Source organism: Streptomyces sulphureus DSM 40104, from assembly GCF_000381025.1.
GTDB lineage: Bacteria > Actinomycetota > Actinomycetes > Streptomycetales > Streptomycetaceae > Streptomyces > Streptomyces sulphureus.
The window spans coordinates 316591-331827 of the sequence record NZ_KB905814.1 but is presented as its reverse complement, the minus strand read 5'-3'; the positions used below and the strand labels follow the sequence as shown (position 1 = coordinate 331827).

Here is a 15237-nt window from a genome sequence, read left to right as displayed (position 1 = left end):
GAGGAGGCTGTCAAGGGAGGGCGACGGAGCTTCCGGAGGCCGGGTGGGTTCAGCAGTCAGGAGCGCGGTTCGGGGCGGGGCCGTCAGAACCCTTTCAAAGGGGCATTTCTCGACAGGTGAAGGTTCAACTCGTGAGCCCAACTGGGCTTTCCTGCAAGGTGTATTGACACGTCTCAAACACGTTCGTAACGTGCACTTCTTGTGAGAGCGCTCTCTCGCCCGTACGACCGAGGCGCTCAGAACCGTGTCGACTCGGCTCCACCGCACGCGCTCCATCCGCACCACCGCCAGGCGTCGTGCCGGCGCGCGCCGCGACGCCGCCGGATGCCGGGACAGCCAGGGGACCGGCCGTCCCGGCACCCCGGCGGGCGCACAGCCCCGCACGGCCGCCCGTCCGGGAGCGCCGCCGGGAACCGGAAGGAGGCCGCACCTCGTACGGCGCACGCTGAACTCCCGGTCGCGCAAGCCCGTCAGCGGCTGGGCGCCCCGCGCAACGACCGCGGCGCGCCCGAACACCGAACCCCTTGGACGCACCGGCGGGCTGCTCACCCGGCAGGCGCCCAAGGACGCCGAGCGGGACGGCGGGCACGCCCAGGACGGCCCGTCGTCCCGCCTCGGTCGCGGCGGGTGCGAGGGGCGCCCGCCGCGGTGGGTGCCCCTCGCACGTGGCTCAGGCCGTCAGTGCGTCGAGGTAGGACTGCGCCTTCTCCGGGTCGAAGAACCACTCCTCGAAGTCGCTGGGGTCGTTGAATCCGTTGGCGAAACGGTCGGCGATCGGCTGGAGTTCGTTGGCCGTGCCGAGGAGCTGGAGGACGTGCTCGGGCGGCGGCGCGAGCATGGCGTTGGTCCACTTCGTGACGTGCTGGGCCTGCGCCCAGTAGCGGTCGAAGGTCGCCTGCATCCATGCCTCGTCGAACGGCTTGTCGCCGTTGTCGAGGATCGATTGGAGGTAGACCGCGGCACACTTGGAGGCGGAGTTCGAACCCTGGCCCGTGATCGGATCGTTGGCGACGACGACGTCGGCGACGCCGAGCGTCAGGCCGCCGCTGGGCAGCCGTCCGACCGGGTTCCGCACGGTGGGCGCGTACCGTCCCGCGAGGGTGCCGCCCGCGTCGGTGAGCTCCACCTTCGTGGCGCGCGCGTACTCCCAGGGTGTGAACCTTTCCAGCAGCTCAAGGGTCTTGGCGAGGTGCTCCGACGGGTCCTTGATGCCCTGGAAGGCGTCGATCGGCCCGCCGGGGATGCCCTCCCAGAACAGGATGTCGCAGCGCCCGGAGTTGGTGACGCTCGGCATCACGAAGAGCTCGCCCACGCCGGGGACCAGGTTGCAGCGCACGGCCTCGGTCTCCGGGTGCTCGGGCCGCGGCCCGAGGCCGTGCACGTACGCGACGGCGAGCGCACGCTGGGGGGCGTCGTACGGGGAGCGTGTGGCGTCCCGGCCGAACATCGAGACGAGTTCGCCCTTGCCCGCGGCGACGAGGACGAGGTCGTAGCGGCGCGCGAAGTAGTCGAGGTCGCCGACGGCGGCGCCGTGGATGACGAGTTGGCCGCCGCGCTGCGCGAACGTCTCCATCCAGCCGGCCATCTTGACGCGCTGGTCGACCGACTGCGCGTAGCCGTCCTTCAGCCTGCCCAGCCAGTTGACGGGGCGCGAGGAGTCGGGTCCCGCGACGGAGACCCCGAGGCCGCCGATCTTCGGCGCCTGGTCCTCCCAGAAGTTGAGGCCGAGGTCCCGCTCGTGCTGGAGCGCGTCGTGGAACATGCACTGGGTGGACATCACCCGGCCGCCGCGCACCTCGTCCGCGGTGCGGTTGGTCATGATGGTGACCTCGTAGCCGTGCGACTGGAGGCCGAGGGCGAGTTGCAGACCTGCTTGGCCCGCGCCGACGATGAGTATCTTCCGCATGCCGGATCTCTTTCTGGGTTGCTGTGGCTGGGTGGCTGACGGGGCGCCCCGGGGTGCGGCGCCCCGGGACCGTGATCGCACGGGTACGGCGGACTGCCCCGGCTGTGCTCAGCGCAACCGCAACTCGCCGCTGCGGGGCGGCCGTCGGGTGCGCCGGGGACCGCCGGACAAGGCGGGGCCGGGGCACCGTAAGGCCGCGGCCGCGGCGTACGGGAGGAGCGGTAAGAGGCGTGCGGCCCGCGGTGGGCCTCGGCGCCGCCCGCCGGGGGTCACGCGGGAGCGACCTCCACCGCGTGCCCGACAAGTTCCAGCAGCGAGTCGAGGACCGTGGACCGCTCCCGCGCGTCCATGATCACGATCGGCGCCTCGGGCGGGACGGAGAGCGCCTCGCGGACGTCGGGCGCCTCGTAACGGTCGGTGCCCTCGAAGTGGTTGACGGCGACGACGTACGGGAACCCGCAGCTCTCGAAGTAGTCGAGCGCGGGGAAGCAGTCCTCCAGCCGTCGCGTGTCCGCCATCACCACGGCGCCGATGGCGCCCCTGACGAGGTCGTCCCACATGAACCAGAACCGTTGCTGGCCCGGCGTGCCGAAGAGGTAGAGGACGAGGTCGTCGGCGAGGGTGATGCGGCCGAAGTCCATGGCGACCGTGGTGGTCATCTTCTCCGGCGTCGGGCCGAGGTCGTCGGTCCCCTCGCTCGCCTGCGTCATCAGGGCTTCGGTCGTCAGCGGCTCGATCTCGGAGACGGAGCCGACGAAGGTGGTCTTGCCGACGCCGAAACCGCCCGCCACCACGATCTTGGTGGAGATCGGCGCCCGACTCAGGTCGCGCTGCCAGTCCGCCGTCTCCTCGCCGGGGCTCTCGCCCCTGAAGGCCGCCTGCCCATCGAGGCGTTCGTGACGGTCAGAGCCTGCGAAGTCCACTGAGCACCCTTTCCAGCAGTGCGCGATTGGGTCGGTCGGTACCGTGCCCCGTGCCGTAGACGCGGACCTTCCCCTGGTCTGCGAGGTCGCTCAGGAGCACTCGCACGACGCCGAGCGGCATCTGGAGCAGCGCCGAGATCTCGGCGACGGAGCGCATCCGCCGGCAGAGCTCGACGATGGCGCGTGCCTCGGGCAACACCCGCTCGTGCAGGCCGCCCGAGGTGAGCTCGGGGAAGGACTCCGGCGCCTCGATCGCGGCGACGAAGGTCTCGACGAGGAGGACGTGGCCGTACTCGGTGCGCCCGCCCGTGAGCGCGTACGGCCGGACGCGTTTCGCCTTCCCCGAACGCGCGCCGCGCACGGGGAGTCTCGCCGGTTTCTCGCCGCTGCCACCGCCCGAGGCGGTACCGCCGGTGGCCGGTTCGGTGTGCCCTCCGTCGGAGGGCCCCGGTATGGAAGACATGGGGGTCACTGCTCACGCTCCAGTGAAGTGCGCAGCTCCGTGCGGAGTTCGGGGGTGAGGACATGGCCTGCGCGGCCGACGAAGAGCGCCATGTGGTAGCCGACGACGCTCATGTCGCTGTCGGGCGTCGCGTAGACGCCGAGCAGCGAGCCGTCGCCGATGGACATCACGAAGAGCGACCCGTGGTCCATCGCGACCATGGTCTGGGTGATCTTCCCGCCGTCCATCAGCTTCGCCGCACCGAGCGTCAGCGAGCCGACGCCGGAGACGATCGTGGCGAGGTCGGCGCTCGAACCCTTGGGGCCCGAACTACCGCTTCCCGCACGGGTCGCGGCCGCCTGGTGCGGGTCGGAGGAGAGGAGCAGCAGGCCGTCCGAGGAGACGACCGCCACGGACCTGATCCCCGGAACCTCCTCCACGAGGTTCTCCAGCAGCCAGCGCAGATTGCGCGCCTCCCTGCTGCCGTCCGTACGCGTGCTGGGCGCGTTCACTTGCGAGCCTCCTCGGCAGTACCACCGTCACCCTGCGCCCCCGCTGGCCGGTCTGCTTCCTCTTCCGCCGCCTGGTCCGCGGTCTGTTCGGCGATCTGGGCCTCGGCAGCCCGCAGCCCCTCTTTCGCCCCGCGCTGGAACCCGCCGAGCCGCCGCCGGAGTTCGTCGGCGTTGACGCCGCTCGATCGGGTGGTGTCCTCCGGCGCGTGCGCCGGAGCACTGATCTTCGGGGTGCGCTTCGGCAACCCCTTGGCCGTGCGCCGCTGTTGCGGCACCTTCGGCTCGTCCTCCCCCTCTTCTGCCGTGCTCGGCTCGGTGGCGCCGGGCGTCGCGGGCTCGTCGACGCCGGTGCCGGCGCCGGCGTCAGCGTCGGCGTCAGCGTCTGCGTCGGGACGCGGGTCCTCGTCCGCTGCGGACGGGTCCGCAACCGCACCGCGCGTACCGCCCGGCACGGGTGCCGAGTCGCCGACGTGCTCGTGCGTCGCCTCGTCCGCGTCCGACGTGCGGGCGGGTGCGGTGAGCGGTGCCGCGCCCGTCCCCTGCGTCGTGTCGGCGTCGGGACGCTCGTGCTCGTCGTCGGAGGCGGCGGGCGCGGTCTCCTCGCCTGCCGGCTCCTCCTCCGCGGCGGGTTCCGTCCTGGTGTGGACGGCCCGACGGGAGGGCAGCGCATTGGAGTTGGCCTCCGCCGCGGAGCCGGGGAGCGCGGTGTCCTGCTCCTCGCGCGGCTGGGCGACGCCGGGCGCCGGGCGGTCGGGCAGCAGGCGGTGCGGCACGACGACGACGGCGGCCATGCCTCCGTTGCGCTGCTTCCGCAGCTCCACCCGGAGCCTGTGCCGGGCGGCGAGCCGCGCCACCACGTAGAGGCCCATGCCGAGCTGGCCGCTCTCGCCGCCCGACGGCACGCCTGCGACGGTGCCGGGGGGAGAGGCGGGCTCGTTGCCCGGCTCGGGCGGCTCCTGCGACTCGGGGTCGCCGAGCCGCTCGTTGAGCTCGGCGAGCCGGTCGTCGGCGACGCCGATCCCCTCGTCCTGCACCGAGAGCATCACCTCGCCGTTCTCCAGCAGCCAGCCGGAGAGGCGGACTTCGACCTCGGGGGGCGAGAACGCGCTGGCGTTGTCGAGGAGTTCGGCGACGAGGTGGCTGATGTCGTCGGCCGCGAAGCCGCTCACCTGGATGTGCGGCGGCAGCGAGCCCAGCTCGACGCGCTCGTAGCGCTCTATCTCGCTGACGGCGGCGCGCAGGACGTCGAGGAGCGGCACGGGGCCCTGGTGGTGCCCGCCGGTGTGCTCGGACCCGGCGAGGAGGAGGAGGTTCTCGCTGTGCCGGCGCATGCGGGTGGCGAGGTGGTCGAGCGCGAAGAGGTGCCGCAGTCGGTCCGGGTCGGCCTCCGAGGACTCCAGGTCCTCGATGACGGCGAGTTGGCGCTCCACGAGGCCGAGCGTCCGCATCCCCAGGTTGACGAAGGTCCCGTGGGTGGCGCCCGAGAGCTCCTGCAGGCGCGCCTTCGCCTCCTCGTACTCGGTGCGCAGCGCGTCCCGTTCCGCGGTGAGCTCCTCGACGGAGCCGCGCAGCGGCTCGCTCTCCGTCTCCGCCGCGCTCGCCCGCTTGTGTAGCTGCTCGGCGGTGGAGCGCAGGGAGTTGAGCGCGCGGACGACGGTGGCGAACTCGTCGTCCCGCCCGGTGTAGGAGATCGGCTCCTGGCTCTGCGGGTCGTCGACGAGGCGCTTGGAGCCCCTGGTGAGCACGGAGAGCGGGCGGGTGACCGAGCGCGCCGTGGTGACACCGGCGCCGACGGCGAGGAGGAAGCAGACGCCGAAGAGCGCGACCTTCAACTGGAGCGCGGTGACGTCGTCGTCGCGGAGCGCCTCCAGGCGCTCGACCTCCTTCGCCGCGAACGAGGACTGCACCCCGCGCATCTGGTCGATCCGCGCGGAGAGGGTGGAGCCGATGCGCTCCCGGTCCATCGAGCGGTCGTCTTCGGTGAGGTAGGGCCGGCCGGTGAGACGGTCGAGGTAGCGCTCGGCGACGGCGACATCGGTACCGGTGACCGTGGTGCTGTACGTCTCCTGCGCCGTCGTCCCCGCCGTCTCGTCGAAGGCGGTGAGGGCCGCACGTTCGCGTGCGCGCGCCTGCTGGGCCTGGGAGGTGAGTGCGGGCTGGCTGCCGTGCCCCGCGAGCGCCGCGTGGAGCAACCCCCGCTCTGCCGACGCCTGTTCGGCGGCGTCGGCGAGGTCGGGAAGGGCCGCTGCGGTGGCGTCCTTCGCGCGTTCCGGGAGGTCGCGGGAGATCTGGAGCGAGATGGCGCGCAGCGCGTCGATCGTCTCGGTGTACGCCTGGTGCGTGCCGAGGACGCCGCTCTTCCCCGTGAGCGCCCGCTGCCGAGTGCGGGGGAGCGCGTCGATGCCCTGGCGGACCTCCCGGGTGGCGCCGGCACGCAGGTCGCGTCCCTGCCGGTCGACGCGGGCGCGTTGGGCCTCGCTGACGCCCGTGCTCTCGCTGCTGTCTCGGCCCGCGGCGACGCGGGCGACGTACTCGACCATGCTGTCGCGCTCGTCGGCGAGGGAGTGCGCCAGGGCGACGGCCCTGCGGTTGGTCTCCGCCCTGTCGACCAACTCCTGTGCCTGCGTGGCGTCCTGGGAGGCGGAGAAGACCGCGGGGGCGCCCGCACCGAGCACCGCGAGCGCACAGAGCGCCACGGAGCCGATCAGCCTGTTGCGCACCCGCTTGGGGCGCGGCGCCGCCGCGGGGGGCTTGCGCGGGCCCTCGGGCGCGGAGCTGGCTGGGTCCTGTGGAGTGTCCGGCCTCCGAAGCTGCTTCTTCCGCACCCGTGCTCGCAATCTCGTTCAGCCTTGTCCCGGGTGGCCTGCTGGGTGCCGTGCTGCGTGCGACCCTCGCGTGGGTCGGCGCGGCAGAGCTGCGCGGCAGGGAGCACCGGGGACGTCTCCGACGCCCGACCTTCGCAGTGCGTCGGGGCGACCGGTGCGGAACCCCCGCCGGGGCCACCCGAAGGAGTGAACATCACCAGGCAGCACCTGAACAACTCTCGCGTGTGGCGCGGCTGCTGGGGCGTTCGGCATGGGTTGGAAATACGTCGCCGACGATGGCAATATGCCTCAACGGTCTGTCACCCGGCTTCCGCTTACCGCCTGAATTCCTGTCAAAGGGCGCTCCACCAAGGGGTATGCGTTATTCCGTTTACGCAGGGTGCCGATCCGGTTCCGGTGAATTCCTGCACTTCAGTGCGTCATTGCGAGCGCCGCGCCGACCGCTGTCGGCACGTCGCCTGCCCGATGCAGCATTCCGGCAGACTCCCTCCATGCGCATCGAGATGGCCACGGCACCCGGCTCTCCCCAACGCCCCAACGAGGACCACGTCTTCGCCACCGCACCGGCCGCAGGCAGCGGCGGTGTACTCGTCCTCCTCGACGGCGTCACCCCGCCCGGCGGCGAGTACGGCTGCCGCCACTCCGTTCCCTGGTTCACCGCGCACCTGGGCGGAGCCCTCGCCGAACTGACGGGAGCACGCGTGGACATGACGCTCGCCGACTGCCTCGCGGAGGCGATCGAGCGGACGGCGGCCAGACACAGCGGGACATGTGACCTTTCTCACCCGCGGACCCCGCAGGCGACCGTGGTCCTCGCGCGGTGGGACGAGGAGCGCACGGAGCACCTCGTCCTCTCGGACTCCGTCCTCCTCGTCGAGACCGCCGGAGGAGAGGTGGAGGCCGTCCTCGACGACCGGCTGGGCCGCCTCCCCGAGCCGGTCCCCTCGCTCCGGGCCCGGACGACGGCGCTGCCTCCGGGCTCGCCCGCGCGCGAGGAGCTGCGGCGGGAGCAGGCAGCCGCCGTCGAGCAGCTACGCAACGCGCCCGACGGCACCGGTTTCTACACGGCGGCCGCCGACCCGTCCGTCGCCGCGTACGCCGTGACCGGCGGCCACCCCCGCCCGCAGGTGCGCACGCTCGCGGCGTTCAGCGACGGTGCGAGCCGCTGGAGCGAGACCTTCCGGCTCGGCGGCTGGTCCGAACTCCTCGAGCTCGCACGCAAGGAGGGACCGCGTGCCGTGATCTCGCGCGTGCGCGAGGCCGAGGACGCCGACCCCGACGGTGTGCGCCACCGTCGGGGCAAGCGCCACGACGACGCCTCGGTCGTCGTCGCCGAGCTGGAGCAGGTCGGCTCGGTGGGGCGGGGTGCCGGGGTTCAGCGGCCGCGGTAGGCGTCGAAGTTCTCGGCGAACTCCCAGTCGTTGAACCGGTCCCAGTTGATCGACCAGGCCATCAGGCCGCGCAGATTCGGCCACTCGCCGTGCGTCTGGTAGTCGCCGCAGTCGTTGCCCGAGGTGAGGCAGTCGAGCGCCTGGTTCACCTGGGCCGGCGGTGTGTGCCCGTTGCCTGCCTGGGCGGAGGCGGGCAGGCCGATGGCGACCTGCTCGGGGTCGAGCGGCGGGAAGACGTTCTCCTCGTTCTGCGCGACGGGGAAGCCGGCGAGGAGCATGTCGGTCATGGCGATGTGGAAGTCTGCGCTTCCCATGGTGTGGTGGTTCCCGTCGAGGCCGAGGATCGGTCCCGAGTTGTAGTCCTGGACGTGCAGCAGCGTCAGGTCGTCGCGGAGCGCGTGGATCACGGGGAGGTAGGCGCCGGCGCGCGCGTCCTGGCCGCCCCACTCACCGGAACCGTAGTACTCGTGGCCGAGTTGGACGAAGAAGGTCTCGGGGGCCATCGTCAGGGTGAAGGCGTCGCCGTAGCGGTCCTTGAGGGCCTTGAGCGCGTCGATGAGGTTGACGATCACGGGGGTCGTGGGGTTGCGGAAGTCGGTGTCGCCGTCGTCGAGCGCGAGGGAGTGGCCCTCGAAGTCGATGTCCACGCCGTCGAGCCCGTACTCGTCGATGAGGGAGCCGACGGACTCGACGAACGCGTCGCGCGCCGCCGTGGTCGCGAGCTGCACCTGGCCCTTCTCGCCGCCGATGGAGAGGAGCACCTTCTTCCCCTCCGCCTGCTTGTCGGCGACCGCGGCCTTGAACTCCTCCTCCGTCTCCACCTCGGGGCACTCCTCCTCGGGGCAGAGGGAGAAGCGGATGTCGCCCGAGGTCGTCGACGTGGGCTCGCCGAAGGCGAGTTGGATGACGTCCCAGCTGTCGGGGACGTCGGCGAGGCGGGTGTAGCCGGACCCGTTGGCGAAGCTGGTGTGCAGGTAGCCGACGAGGGCGTGCTCGGGGAGTTCGGCGCTTCGCGCCGCTGCGGGCCGGGCCTGTCCTGCCGTGTCTCCGTCGGGTGCCGCGGCCGCGGTGCCGGCGAGTAGGCCGCCGAGCGCGAGGGCCGCGCCGAGTCCGGTGAGGAGTGCGGTGCGGGGGCGGTGCCGGGTGGTTCGGGGGCGTACGCGCATGGGTCGCTCCTCCGTCGTCTCTCCCGGGTGGGGGGTGTCGCCGGGCTCGACGGACGGGCCCGGCCTGCTGGAGTCGGGCGGCGCCGGCCGGGCGTCTTGGGTGCCGCCGGGGAGGCGTACCGGCCGGGGCCGCCCGCATGTGCAGCAAACCGGACTAGACCAATACTGTCAATGGTCCGTACCAGAAGGGGAGTTGGGCCCTCGTCGCTCACCGCGCCGCCACGGCAACCGGTCCAGCGGCGACTCCCGCCGGTCCTGGCACCCCTCGTAGACGTACCGCCAACTCCGCGGCAGGCCCAGACGGTTGACCGTGCCGGGCTCCAGCCGGTAGCGGTGCACGGTCTCGCCCTCGGGCGAGGGCACGGGGACCCGGTACGCCTTAGGCGGGCGGCCGGTCGGGCCCGTGGCGACGTCGAGGGAGCGGCCGTCGAGCGGGCCGCCGTGGAACTCCGTCTCCTCGCTGCGCATCCGCGTCACTCCGGCTGGAAGCAGCCGGGGTGGGCGAGCTGCCGGGCGCCTGGGCCCTCGGAGCCGAGCTGGTCGTTGCGGTTGACGAGGCCGCACTTGGTGAGCGAGAGGCAGCCGCAGCCGATGCAGTCGGTGAGGTTGTCGCGGAGCTGCTCCAGCAGCCGGATGCGCTCGTTGAGGTCCTCGCGCCAGCACTCCGAGACGCGCGCCCAGTCCTCGGGCGTCGGCGTGCGGCCCTCGGGGAGGAGCGCCAGCGCCTCGCGGATCGCGGCGAGCGGGATGCCCAGGCTCTGTGCCGCCCGGATGAAGGCGACGCGGCGCAGCATCTCCCTGCCGTATCTGCGCTGGTTGCCCGAGGTGCGTCGGCTGCTGATCAGCCCTTCGCGCTCGTAGAAGCGGAGCGCCGAGGTGGCGACCCCGGCGCGTGCCGCGAGCTCGCCGACCGTCGCCTCGCTCGCCCGCCAGGAGAGTTGAGTGGACATGGTGCCAGGGTAGCCGTGTACCTCAACCGAGGTTCACGTAACGGCCGTCGGGCTCTCCAGGGGCGCGCCCGGCGTCTGCGGTACGTGCGGGAGCAGCGCGTCGAGGAGGCGGCTCGCCGACCCCTCGGTCACCTCGCGCCCCAGGGCGCGCTCGGCGGCGGCCGCGGTCTGCGGGTCACGCAGGGCCGTGGCGGTGAGCAGTGCGACGAAGTGGTCGAGGAGCCAGTCGCGCAGTTCTTCGCGCGGCGGCTGCTTCTGCTCGTCGAGCCAGATCAGCGACGCCGCCTCGACGGCGCTGATCCAGGTGCGCACCGCCAGTCGCAGCCGCGTCCCCGGTGCGTCGACCTCCAGGTGCAGCAGGATCTGCTCGGCCGCCTTGCGGCGCACCTCGTCGACGATGGCGTCGGTCCGCGACGTCTCCACCACGCTGCCGCCCTGGAGCAGGGCGGCGAAGCCGGTGGCGTGGCGCTCGACGAAGCCGAGGTACCGCTGGAGGCTGCGTCCCAACCGCGCGGTGAGCGGCCCCTGTCGGGGTTCGTCGAAGCACTTCTCCAGCTCGTCTGCGGCGCTGCGCAGTGCCGCCTCGTAGAGCTGCTCCTTGCCGCCGGGGAAGTAGCGGTAGACGAGCGGCCGGGAGACCCCGGCGTGCTCGGCGACGCCGTCGACGGAGACCTCCTCGGGCGGCCGGCCGGCGAAGAGGTCGAGCGCCGCGCGCAGGAGCTGCTCACGGCGCTGCGCCGCGCCGAGTCTCCGGTACGCGGGAGACGTGCCGTCGCTGCCCATGGCCGCAGCGTAGTGCCAGACGGTGCGCACACCAACGGGTAACGCGCACAGCGGAACCACGCGACGTCCACAACTCCCGCGCTCGCCCGGTGTCAGGCGGGCAGCAGTCCCGAGCTCACCCACATCCTGCGGCCGGTGCCGCGCAGCACGCCTATCTCGTCGAGGAAGTCGGTGAGCCGCTTCGCGCCCTGCTGCATGATCTCCCTGCGGTGTCCGCTCGCCTTGACCTGCGCGACGGCCTCCGCCCGGTCGAGACCGACGTCGCTGTAGACGCGCGGGTTGACGAAGGAGACGGAGAAGACGCGGGCCGCCTCGCCCGAGCTGAGGCGGGTGAGTTGGCGCTCCCAGCGGGGGCAGTCGACCATCTGCCGGCGCAGCTCCTCGCGCGCGTACCGTACGTGCCGCGCCTCTTCGATGACGTGGATGCGGGTGACGCCGCGGACGAGCGGCTGTACGCGCTCGTCGGGGAAGATGAGCCGCTGCATCCAGTCGAGTATCTCCTCGCCGAGGAGCGTCGCGGTGAACGAACCCGGTGTTGTCGAGACGGACTTGAGGACGCGGGCCAGGTTGTGGTTGAGCCGGGTGACGGGGTAGGGCTCGATGCCGCTCTTGTTGATCAGGCGCGCGAACATCATCGAGTGCCGGCACTCGTCGGCGATCTCGGTGAGCGCGTAGCGGACGTGGCTGCTCGTGAGCTTCTTGTCGTAGATGTGCCGGACGAGGAGCTGCATGAGGATGACCTCGAACCAGATGCCGAGCGAGGCGAGCGAGGCCGCTTCGTGCCTGCTGAGCTCCATGCGCTGCTCCTCGGACATGCGGCGCCACAGCGGGGTGTCGTAGAGCGAGACCAACTCCGGCGGCCAGTGCCAGAGTCCGTCCTCGAAGGGGGCGTCCCAGTCGAGTTCGGTGTCCGGATCGAAGGAGTGCTTCCTCGACGAGGCGAGGAGGCGCTCCGCCACCTGCTCGCGGTCCTTGAGAAGTCCCAACGCGTCCCGCACGGCGCGGTGTTCGGCGGCCTGCTGTTCCGGTGCAATGGTCATGGCGGCACCCCTCGACTCGACTTACCGTCGGTTACCTACTGCCTCGCTGTTATGAGACTCCGCGTCAGCAAGCCCGTCAATCCCTTGCGCACGGCTTGTCGACCGCGCGGTAACCGGCGTGTGAGCCTGCCGGGAAGCCGGTCACTGGCTGCGGAGTTCCTCCCAACTCGCTTTTCCGTTGCGGGAGTTGACGGACCGAGGCGGTTCGAAGTGTCCACCGGAGATCTCTACGTCCATGCCCCCGGCGAGCCCACCTGGCAGCGCGGCCCGCTTCAACTGGGAGTACGACGACGGCCACGACCGGCTCCTCGCGCTCTACCGGAGGGGCAAGGAGAAGCAGTGGGACGGCGCCAGACGGATCGACTGGGACCTCGAAGTCGACCCGTACGACCCGCTCGGCATCCCCGACGAGGCGCTACGTCGCCTTCGGCAGGATGGCGCTCCGCGACTACTACAGGCAGCTCAGTGACGCCGAACTCCGGGAGCGCGGAAGTTCGTCACAGAAGGCTGCTACCTCGTGCGGGACCGCCTCAAGGGCGCCGAGGTCCTCACCGACTTCGGTGTCCCCGAGGCGGAGGCCGACGAGTTGAGCGAGCACTCCGAGTACCTGCAGCTCTTCCGATAGCTCCTCTTCAGCCGCATCGTGCCGTGCGTACGCGACATCGGCCTGTGGGACGAACGGCTCCAGCGCGCCTACGTCGACCTCGGCGTCTTCGACCTCGGGGACCAGAACCTCGACCTCTTGACGGCTCGGGACCAGGAGATGGCGGAGAAGCTCGACGCCGAGCGGTTCGCCGCCGAGGAGGCGGAACGGACGGCGGAGGTCGCGGAGGCGGTCGAGGAGGGGGCGCGCACGGAGTGGGGCGCGGGGCTCGTCCTGCCCTCGACGCGCCTGCGCGGCGCGGAGGTTGGCTACCTGCGCAGGCCGCTCACCGGCAGCATGCAGTGCGCCGAGGACGACATCATCTCCTCGTCGACGAACCCGCGTAGCTGCTCCTCGGTGACCTCCGCTCCCGGGCGGGCCTCCGGCCAGGGGAGAGTGGCGAACATGAAGTAGACCTCGCCCCTGTCCTGCGCCGCCGCCAGCCACTCGATCGGCGCCGGATACCTGACGCTCACGTGCGGCATCGTGAGGGCCGCCTGACCGCCCTGCACCAGCAGCGTCATCGGGAGCCTGCGCGTGTACGAGGCGTCCGGGACCTCGCCGCCGATCGGCAGCCCCGTCTCCCGGAGCAACTGGCGGGCGGCCTCGGCGCCGCCCTGCGGACCCTCCTCGCCGTCGCCGAGCGAATAGGCGAGGAGGAAGGGGACGTCCTCACCGTCGTCCGGGTGCGGGCCCGTCCAGCCGATGACGGACATGGTGCCGAAGAGGGAGGGCCGAAATCCGGTCATACCGGCCTGAGTCGAGGTCATGGCGGGCACCCTAGCGGCGCGGTGCGCGCCCGGGGCGCCGGCTTCACCCGTGCGTGGCACCGCCGTGCTGCAACTCCATCGAAAGGACGACCGCCGCGGGCCGGCCGTGCGCCTCCCCGCTCAAGCTGCCGGCGCCGCCGTGTGTCGTGCCGGCCGTCCGGAGCGCGGGAGTTGAGCTGGTCCGGGCCGCCCCGTGTGCGTTCCGCGGCGGGCGGTGCGTCGTTGACCAGGAGGAAGCGGCCGCTGTGCGGCCGCGGCACGCCATGTACCCCCACTCCACGGTGGTGAGAAAACGATGAACGCACACCGCAGGCAACGCAGTTCGGCCGCGGGCCGCCTTCTGCTCCGGGCCGGCCTCCTCGTCTCGGCGGCCGGCGCGGCCGTCGGCGGCGCCGGCACGGCGGCCGCGGCCGCCGAGGGCGAGACCGCCGCCGAGTCCCTCGCCGGCACGGGGGAGGGGCTCACCGCAGCGGCGACCCAGTCCCTCGGGGCCCTCGACGACGCGACGACGTACGCCCTCGGCCCCGTCTTCGGCCTCCAACTCGACCCGCTCGCGCGTACGGGGAGCGACCCGCTCGACAACGGCGTCGGCACGAAGATCACCGGCTTCCCCGCCGTCGGCACCCAGGACCTCACGGGCCCGCTCGCCGACGGTGCCTCGCTCGGTGACCTTCCGCTGACCGGCGCCGTGGCCGACGCGGTCACGGGCTGAGGACGACGCCGAACCGTCCTGCGTGACCCGCCCGTTGGCGCGTGGCGGGCCCCGCGGGGCGGTCGCCTCCCGGCAGACGACGAAGCCCGGGGCCCCGCCGCGGTCGCGCGGACGGGGCCCCGGGCTACTCTGCCCTCGGCGGGGTCAGCGGCCGGCGGAGCCGTTGCCCGAGAGGACCGGGACGTCGTCGAGGAGGTGCGAGAGGGCGTCGTCACCCTTGTTCTGGCTGGAGTTCTCGGCGCACTGCTGGTTCTGCGACGAGGAGAGAACCGGGACGTCCTGCACGGTGACCGGGACGAGGCCGACGAGGGAGCCGGCGTTGACCTTCGCGGGCAGGCCGATGCAGGGCTTGTTGAGCGAGCCCTGGACGAGCGAGTTCTGCGGGCTGAAGGCGCCCTTGGTCTCCTGGTTGCCGTAGGCCTGCTGCGACCCGTTGCCGTTGACCGACTGCGGGCCCTGGTCGTCGCCGATGGCGAGAGCCGGGGAGGCGGCCATGGCGGTCGCGCCGATGACGGAGGCGGCGACCGTGGCGGTGGAGAGAACCTTCTTGATCATTGCGATGTTGCCCTTCTTCGAGGAACACAAGGACCGCGGTGACACGGTGACAACTGCGCCCGGGGCGACAGGTTCTGCTGCATCACCTGATTGATGTCCGCGGTCGCTGCGGATTGCGCGCGGCCCGGCTGGCGCCGCGCTGAAATTGCCCGGCCTTTCGGCTCGGGAAGGGGAAAGCGTCGTGAATACCGTGCGCTTTCCCGTGTGGAATCCGGGGCCGTGGACCGCGGATTCCTGTGAAGGTGCGGAGCCGCGGGCTCCGCACGCTCCCGCGGGTCAGCCACCGAGGGGCAGGCCGCCGAGGAGGGACGAGCCGTCCCCAGTGAGGGCTTCCAGCGGGGTGGCACCGGAGAGCTCGCCGCTGGCTGCGGTGGACAGGGTGTTCTGGAGCGCGGTGCCGAGGTCGCCCTGCTGGCCCGTGAGGGTGCGGGCGACCGAGTCGTCGCCGTTCGCCTCGGGCTGCGGGGCGGATTCCGCGACGGCCGGCGCGGCGATACCGAGTGCGAGCACGGAACCTGCGAGCGCTGCTGCGGTCTTCTTGTGCTTCATGAGGATGCTTCTCCCGAAATGGAGTCGGCGGCTTGGGAATTCCGCGGACGGTGCGAGTGCTCGGGCTCCG

Annotated in this window: 15 protein-coding genes and 1 pseudogene; 3 read left to right on the top strand and 13 right to left on the bottom strand. The window is 72.0% G+C overall.

The window, feature by feature from the left end; translation table 11 throughout:
* Window positions 1-670: 670 nt before the first annotated feature.
* From F603_RS0105740 to F603_RS0105720, 5 genes are all read right to left on the bottom strand, one after another.
* Complete coding sequence (locus F603_RS0105740) at window positions 671-1906, bottom strand: styrene monooxygenase/indole monooxygenase family protein (protein WP_019545058.1); 1236 nt, start codon at window positions 1904-1906, stop codon at window positions 671-673.
* A gap of 269 nt (window positions 1907-2175) precedes the next feature.
* Window positions 2176-2730, bottom strand: coding sequence for a GTP-binding protein (locus tag F603_RS0105735; protein ID WP_245600720.1), 555 nt, complete (start codon window positions 2728-2730; stop codon window positions 2176-2178).
* Window positions 2731-2809: 79 nt separating this feature from the next.
* Window positions 2810-3292 (bottom strand): DUF742 domain-containing protein, encoded by a 483-nt coding sequence (locus F603_RS0105730; RefSeq protein WP_019545056.1) that lies wholly within the window; start codon window positions 3290-3292, stop codon window positions 2810-2812.
* Window positions 3293-3297: 5 nt separating this feature from the next.
* Entirely contained in the window at window positions 3298-3783 is a 486-nt protein-coding gene (locus F603_RS0105725; RefSeq protein ID WP_019545055.1) for a roadblock/LC7 domain-containing protein, read from the bottom strand.
* Entirely contained in the window at window positions 3780-6503 is a 2724-nt protein-coding gene (locus F603_RS0105720) for a nitrate- and nitrite sensing domain-containing protein (protein ID WP_245600692.1), read from the bottom strand. Before F603_RS0105720 ends, F603_RS0105725 begins: the two co-directional genes overlap by 4 nt.
* A gap of 596 nt (window positions 6504-7099) precedes the next feature.
* On the opposite strand from F603_RS0105720, the gene F603_RS0105715 reads away from it, so the two are divergent.
* Entirely contained in the window at window positions 7100-7999 is a 900-nt protein-coding gene (locus F603_RS0105715; protein ID WP_019545053.1) for a protein phosphatase 2C domain-containing protein, read from the top strand.
* On the opposite strand, the gene F603_RS31625 is transcribed toward F603_RS0105715, so the two are convergent.
* The 5 genes from F603_RS31625 to F603_RS0105690 form a co-directional block, all read right to left on the bottom strand.
* Entirely contained in the window at window positions 7984-9165 is a 1182-nt protein-coding gene (locus F603_RS31625; protein ID WP_019545052.1) for a chitinase, read from the bottom strand. The genes F603_RS0105715 and F603_RS31625 overlap by 16 nt on opposite strands.
* Window positions 9166-9333: 168 nt before the next feature.
* On the bottom strand, window positions 9334-9633 hold the full coding sequence (locus F603_RS0105705; RefSeq protein WP_019545051.1) for a hypothetical protein: 300 nt from the start codon (window positions 9631-9633) through the stop codon (window positions 9334-9336).
* Between the two features lie 5 nt (window positions 9634-9638).
* A complete protein-coding gene (gene soxR, locus F603_RS0105700; protein WP_019545050.1) occupies window positions 9639-10115 on the bottom strand; it encodes a redox-sensitive transcriptional activator SoxR in 477 nt (158 codons plus the stop codon).
* A gap of 33 nt (window positions 10116-10148) precedes the next feature.
* The gene (locus tag F603_RS0105695; protein ID WP_037955441.1) at window positions 10149-10898 is read right to left on the bottom strand and encodes a TetR/AcrR family transcriptional regulator; all 750 of its coding nucleotides are present in this window, start codon (window positions 10896-10898) and stop codon (window positions 10149-10151) included.
* A gap of 92 nt (window positions 10899-10990) precedes the next feature.
* Window positions 10991-11938 (bottom strand): AurF N-oxygenase family protein, encoded by a 948-nt coding sequence (locus F603_RS0105690; RefSeq protein WP_019545048.1) that lies wholly within the window; start codon window positions 11936-11938, stop codon window positions 10991-10993.
* A gap of 210 nt (window positions 11939-12148) precedes the next feature.
* On the opposite strand from F603_RS0105690, the pseudogene F603_RS33870 reads away from it, so the two are divergent.
* A pseudogene (locus F603_RS33870) lies at window positions 12149-12788 on the top strand (hypothetical protein); the annotation flags it as partial.
* Window positions 12789-12850: 62 nt separating this feature from the next.
* On the opposite strand, the gene F603_RS0105670 reads toward F603_RS33870, so the two are convergent.
* Window positions 12851-13351 (bottom strand): DUF5949 family protein, encoded by a 501-nt coding sequence (locus F603_RS0105670; protein ID WP_019545047.1) that lies wholly within the window; start codon window positions 13349-13351, stop codon window positions 12851-12853.
* Window positions 13352-13646: 295 nt separating this feature from the next.
* On the opposite strand from F603_RS0105670, the gene F603_RS0105665 reads away from it, so the two are divergent.
* Window positions 13647-14063 (top strand): hypothetical protein, encoded by a 417-nt coding sequence (locus F603_RS0105665; RefSeq protein ID WP_019545046.1) that lies wholly within the window; start codon window positions 13647-13649, stop codon window positions 14061-14063.
* A gap of 144 nt (window positions 14064-14207) precedes the next feature.
* On the opposite strand, the gene F603_RS0105660 is transcribed toward F603_RS0105665, so the two are convergent.
* Both F603_RS0105660 and F603_RS0105655 read right to left on the bottom strand, forming a co-directional pair.
* Window positions 14208-14618, bottom strand: coding sequence for a rodlin (locus F603_RS0105660; protein ID WP_019545045.1), 411 nt, complete (start codon window positions 14616-14618; stop codon window positions 14208-14210).
* Between the two features lie 276 nt (window positions 14619-14894).
* Window positions 14895-15167 carry a hypothetical protein gene (locus F603_RS0105655; RefSeq protein ID WP_019545044.1) on the bottom strand — a complete coding sequence of 91 codons (273 nt, stop codon included), beginning with the start codon at window positions 15165-15167 and terminating at the stop codon, window positions 14895-14897.
* Between the last annotated feature and the right edge of the window lie 70 nt (window positions 15168-15237).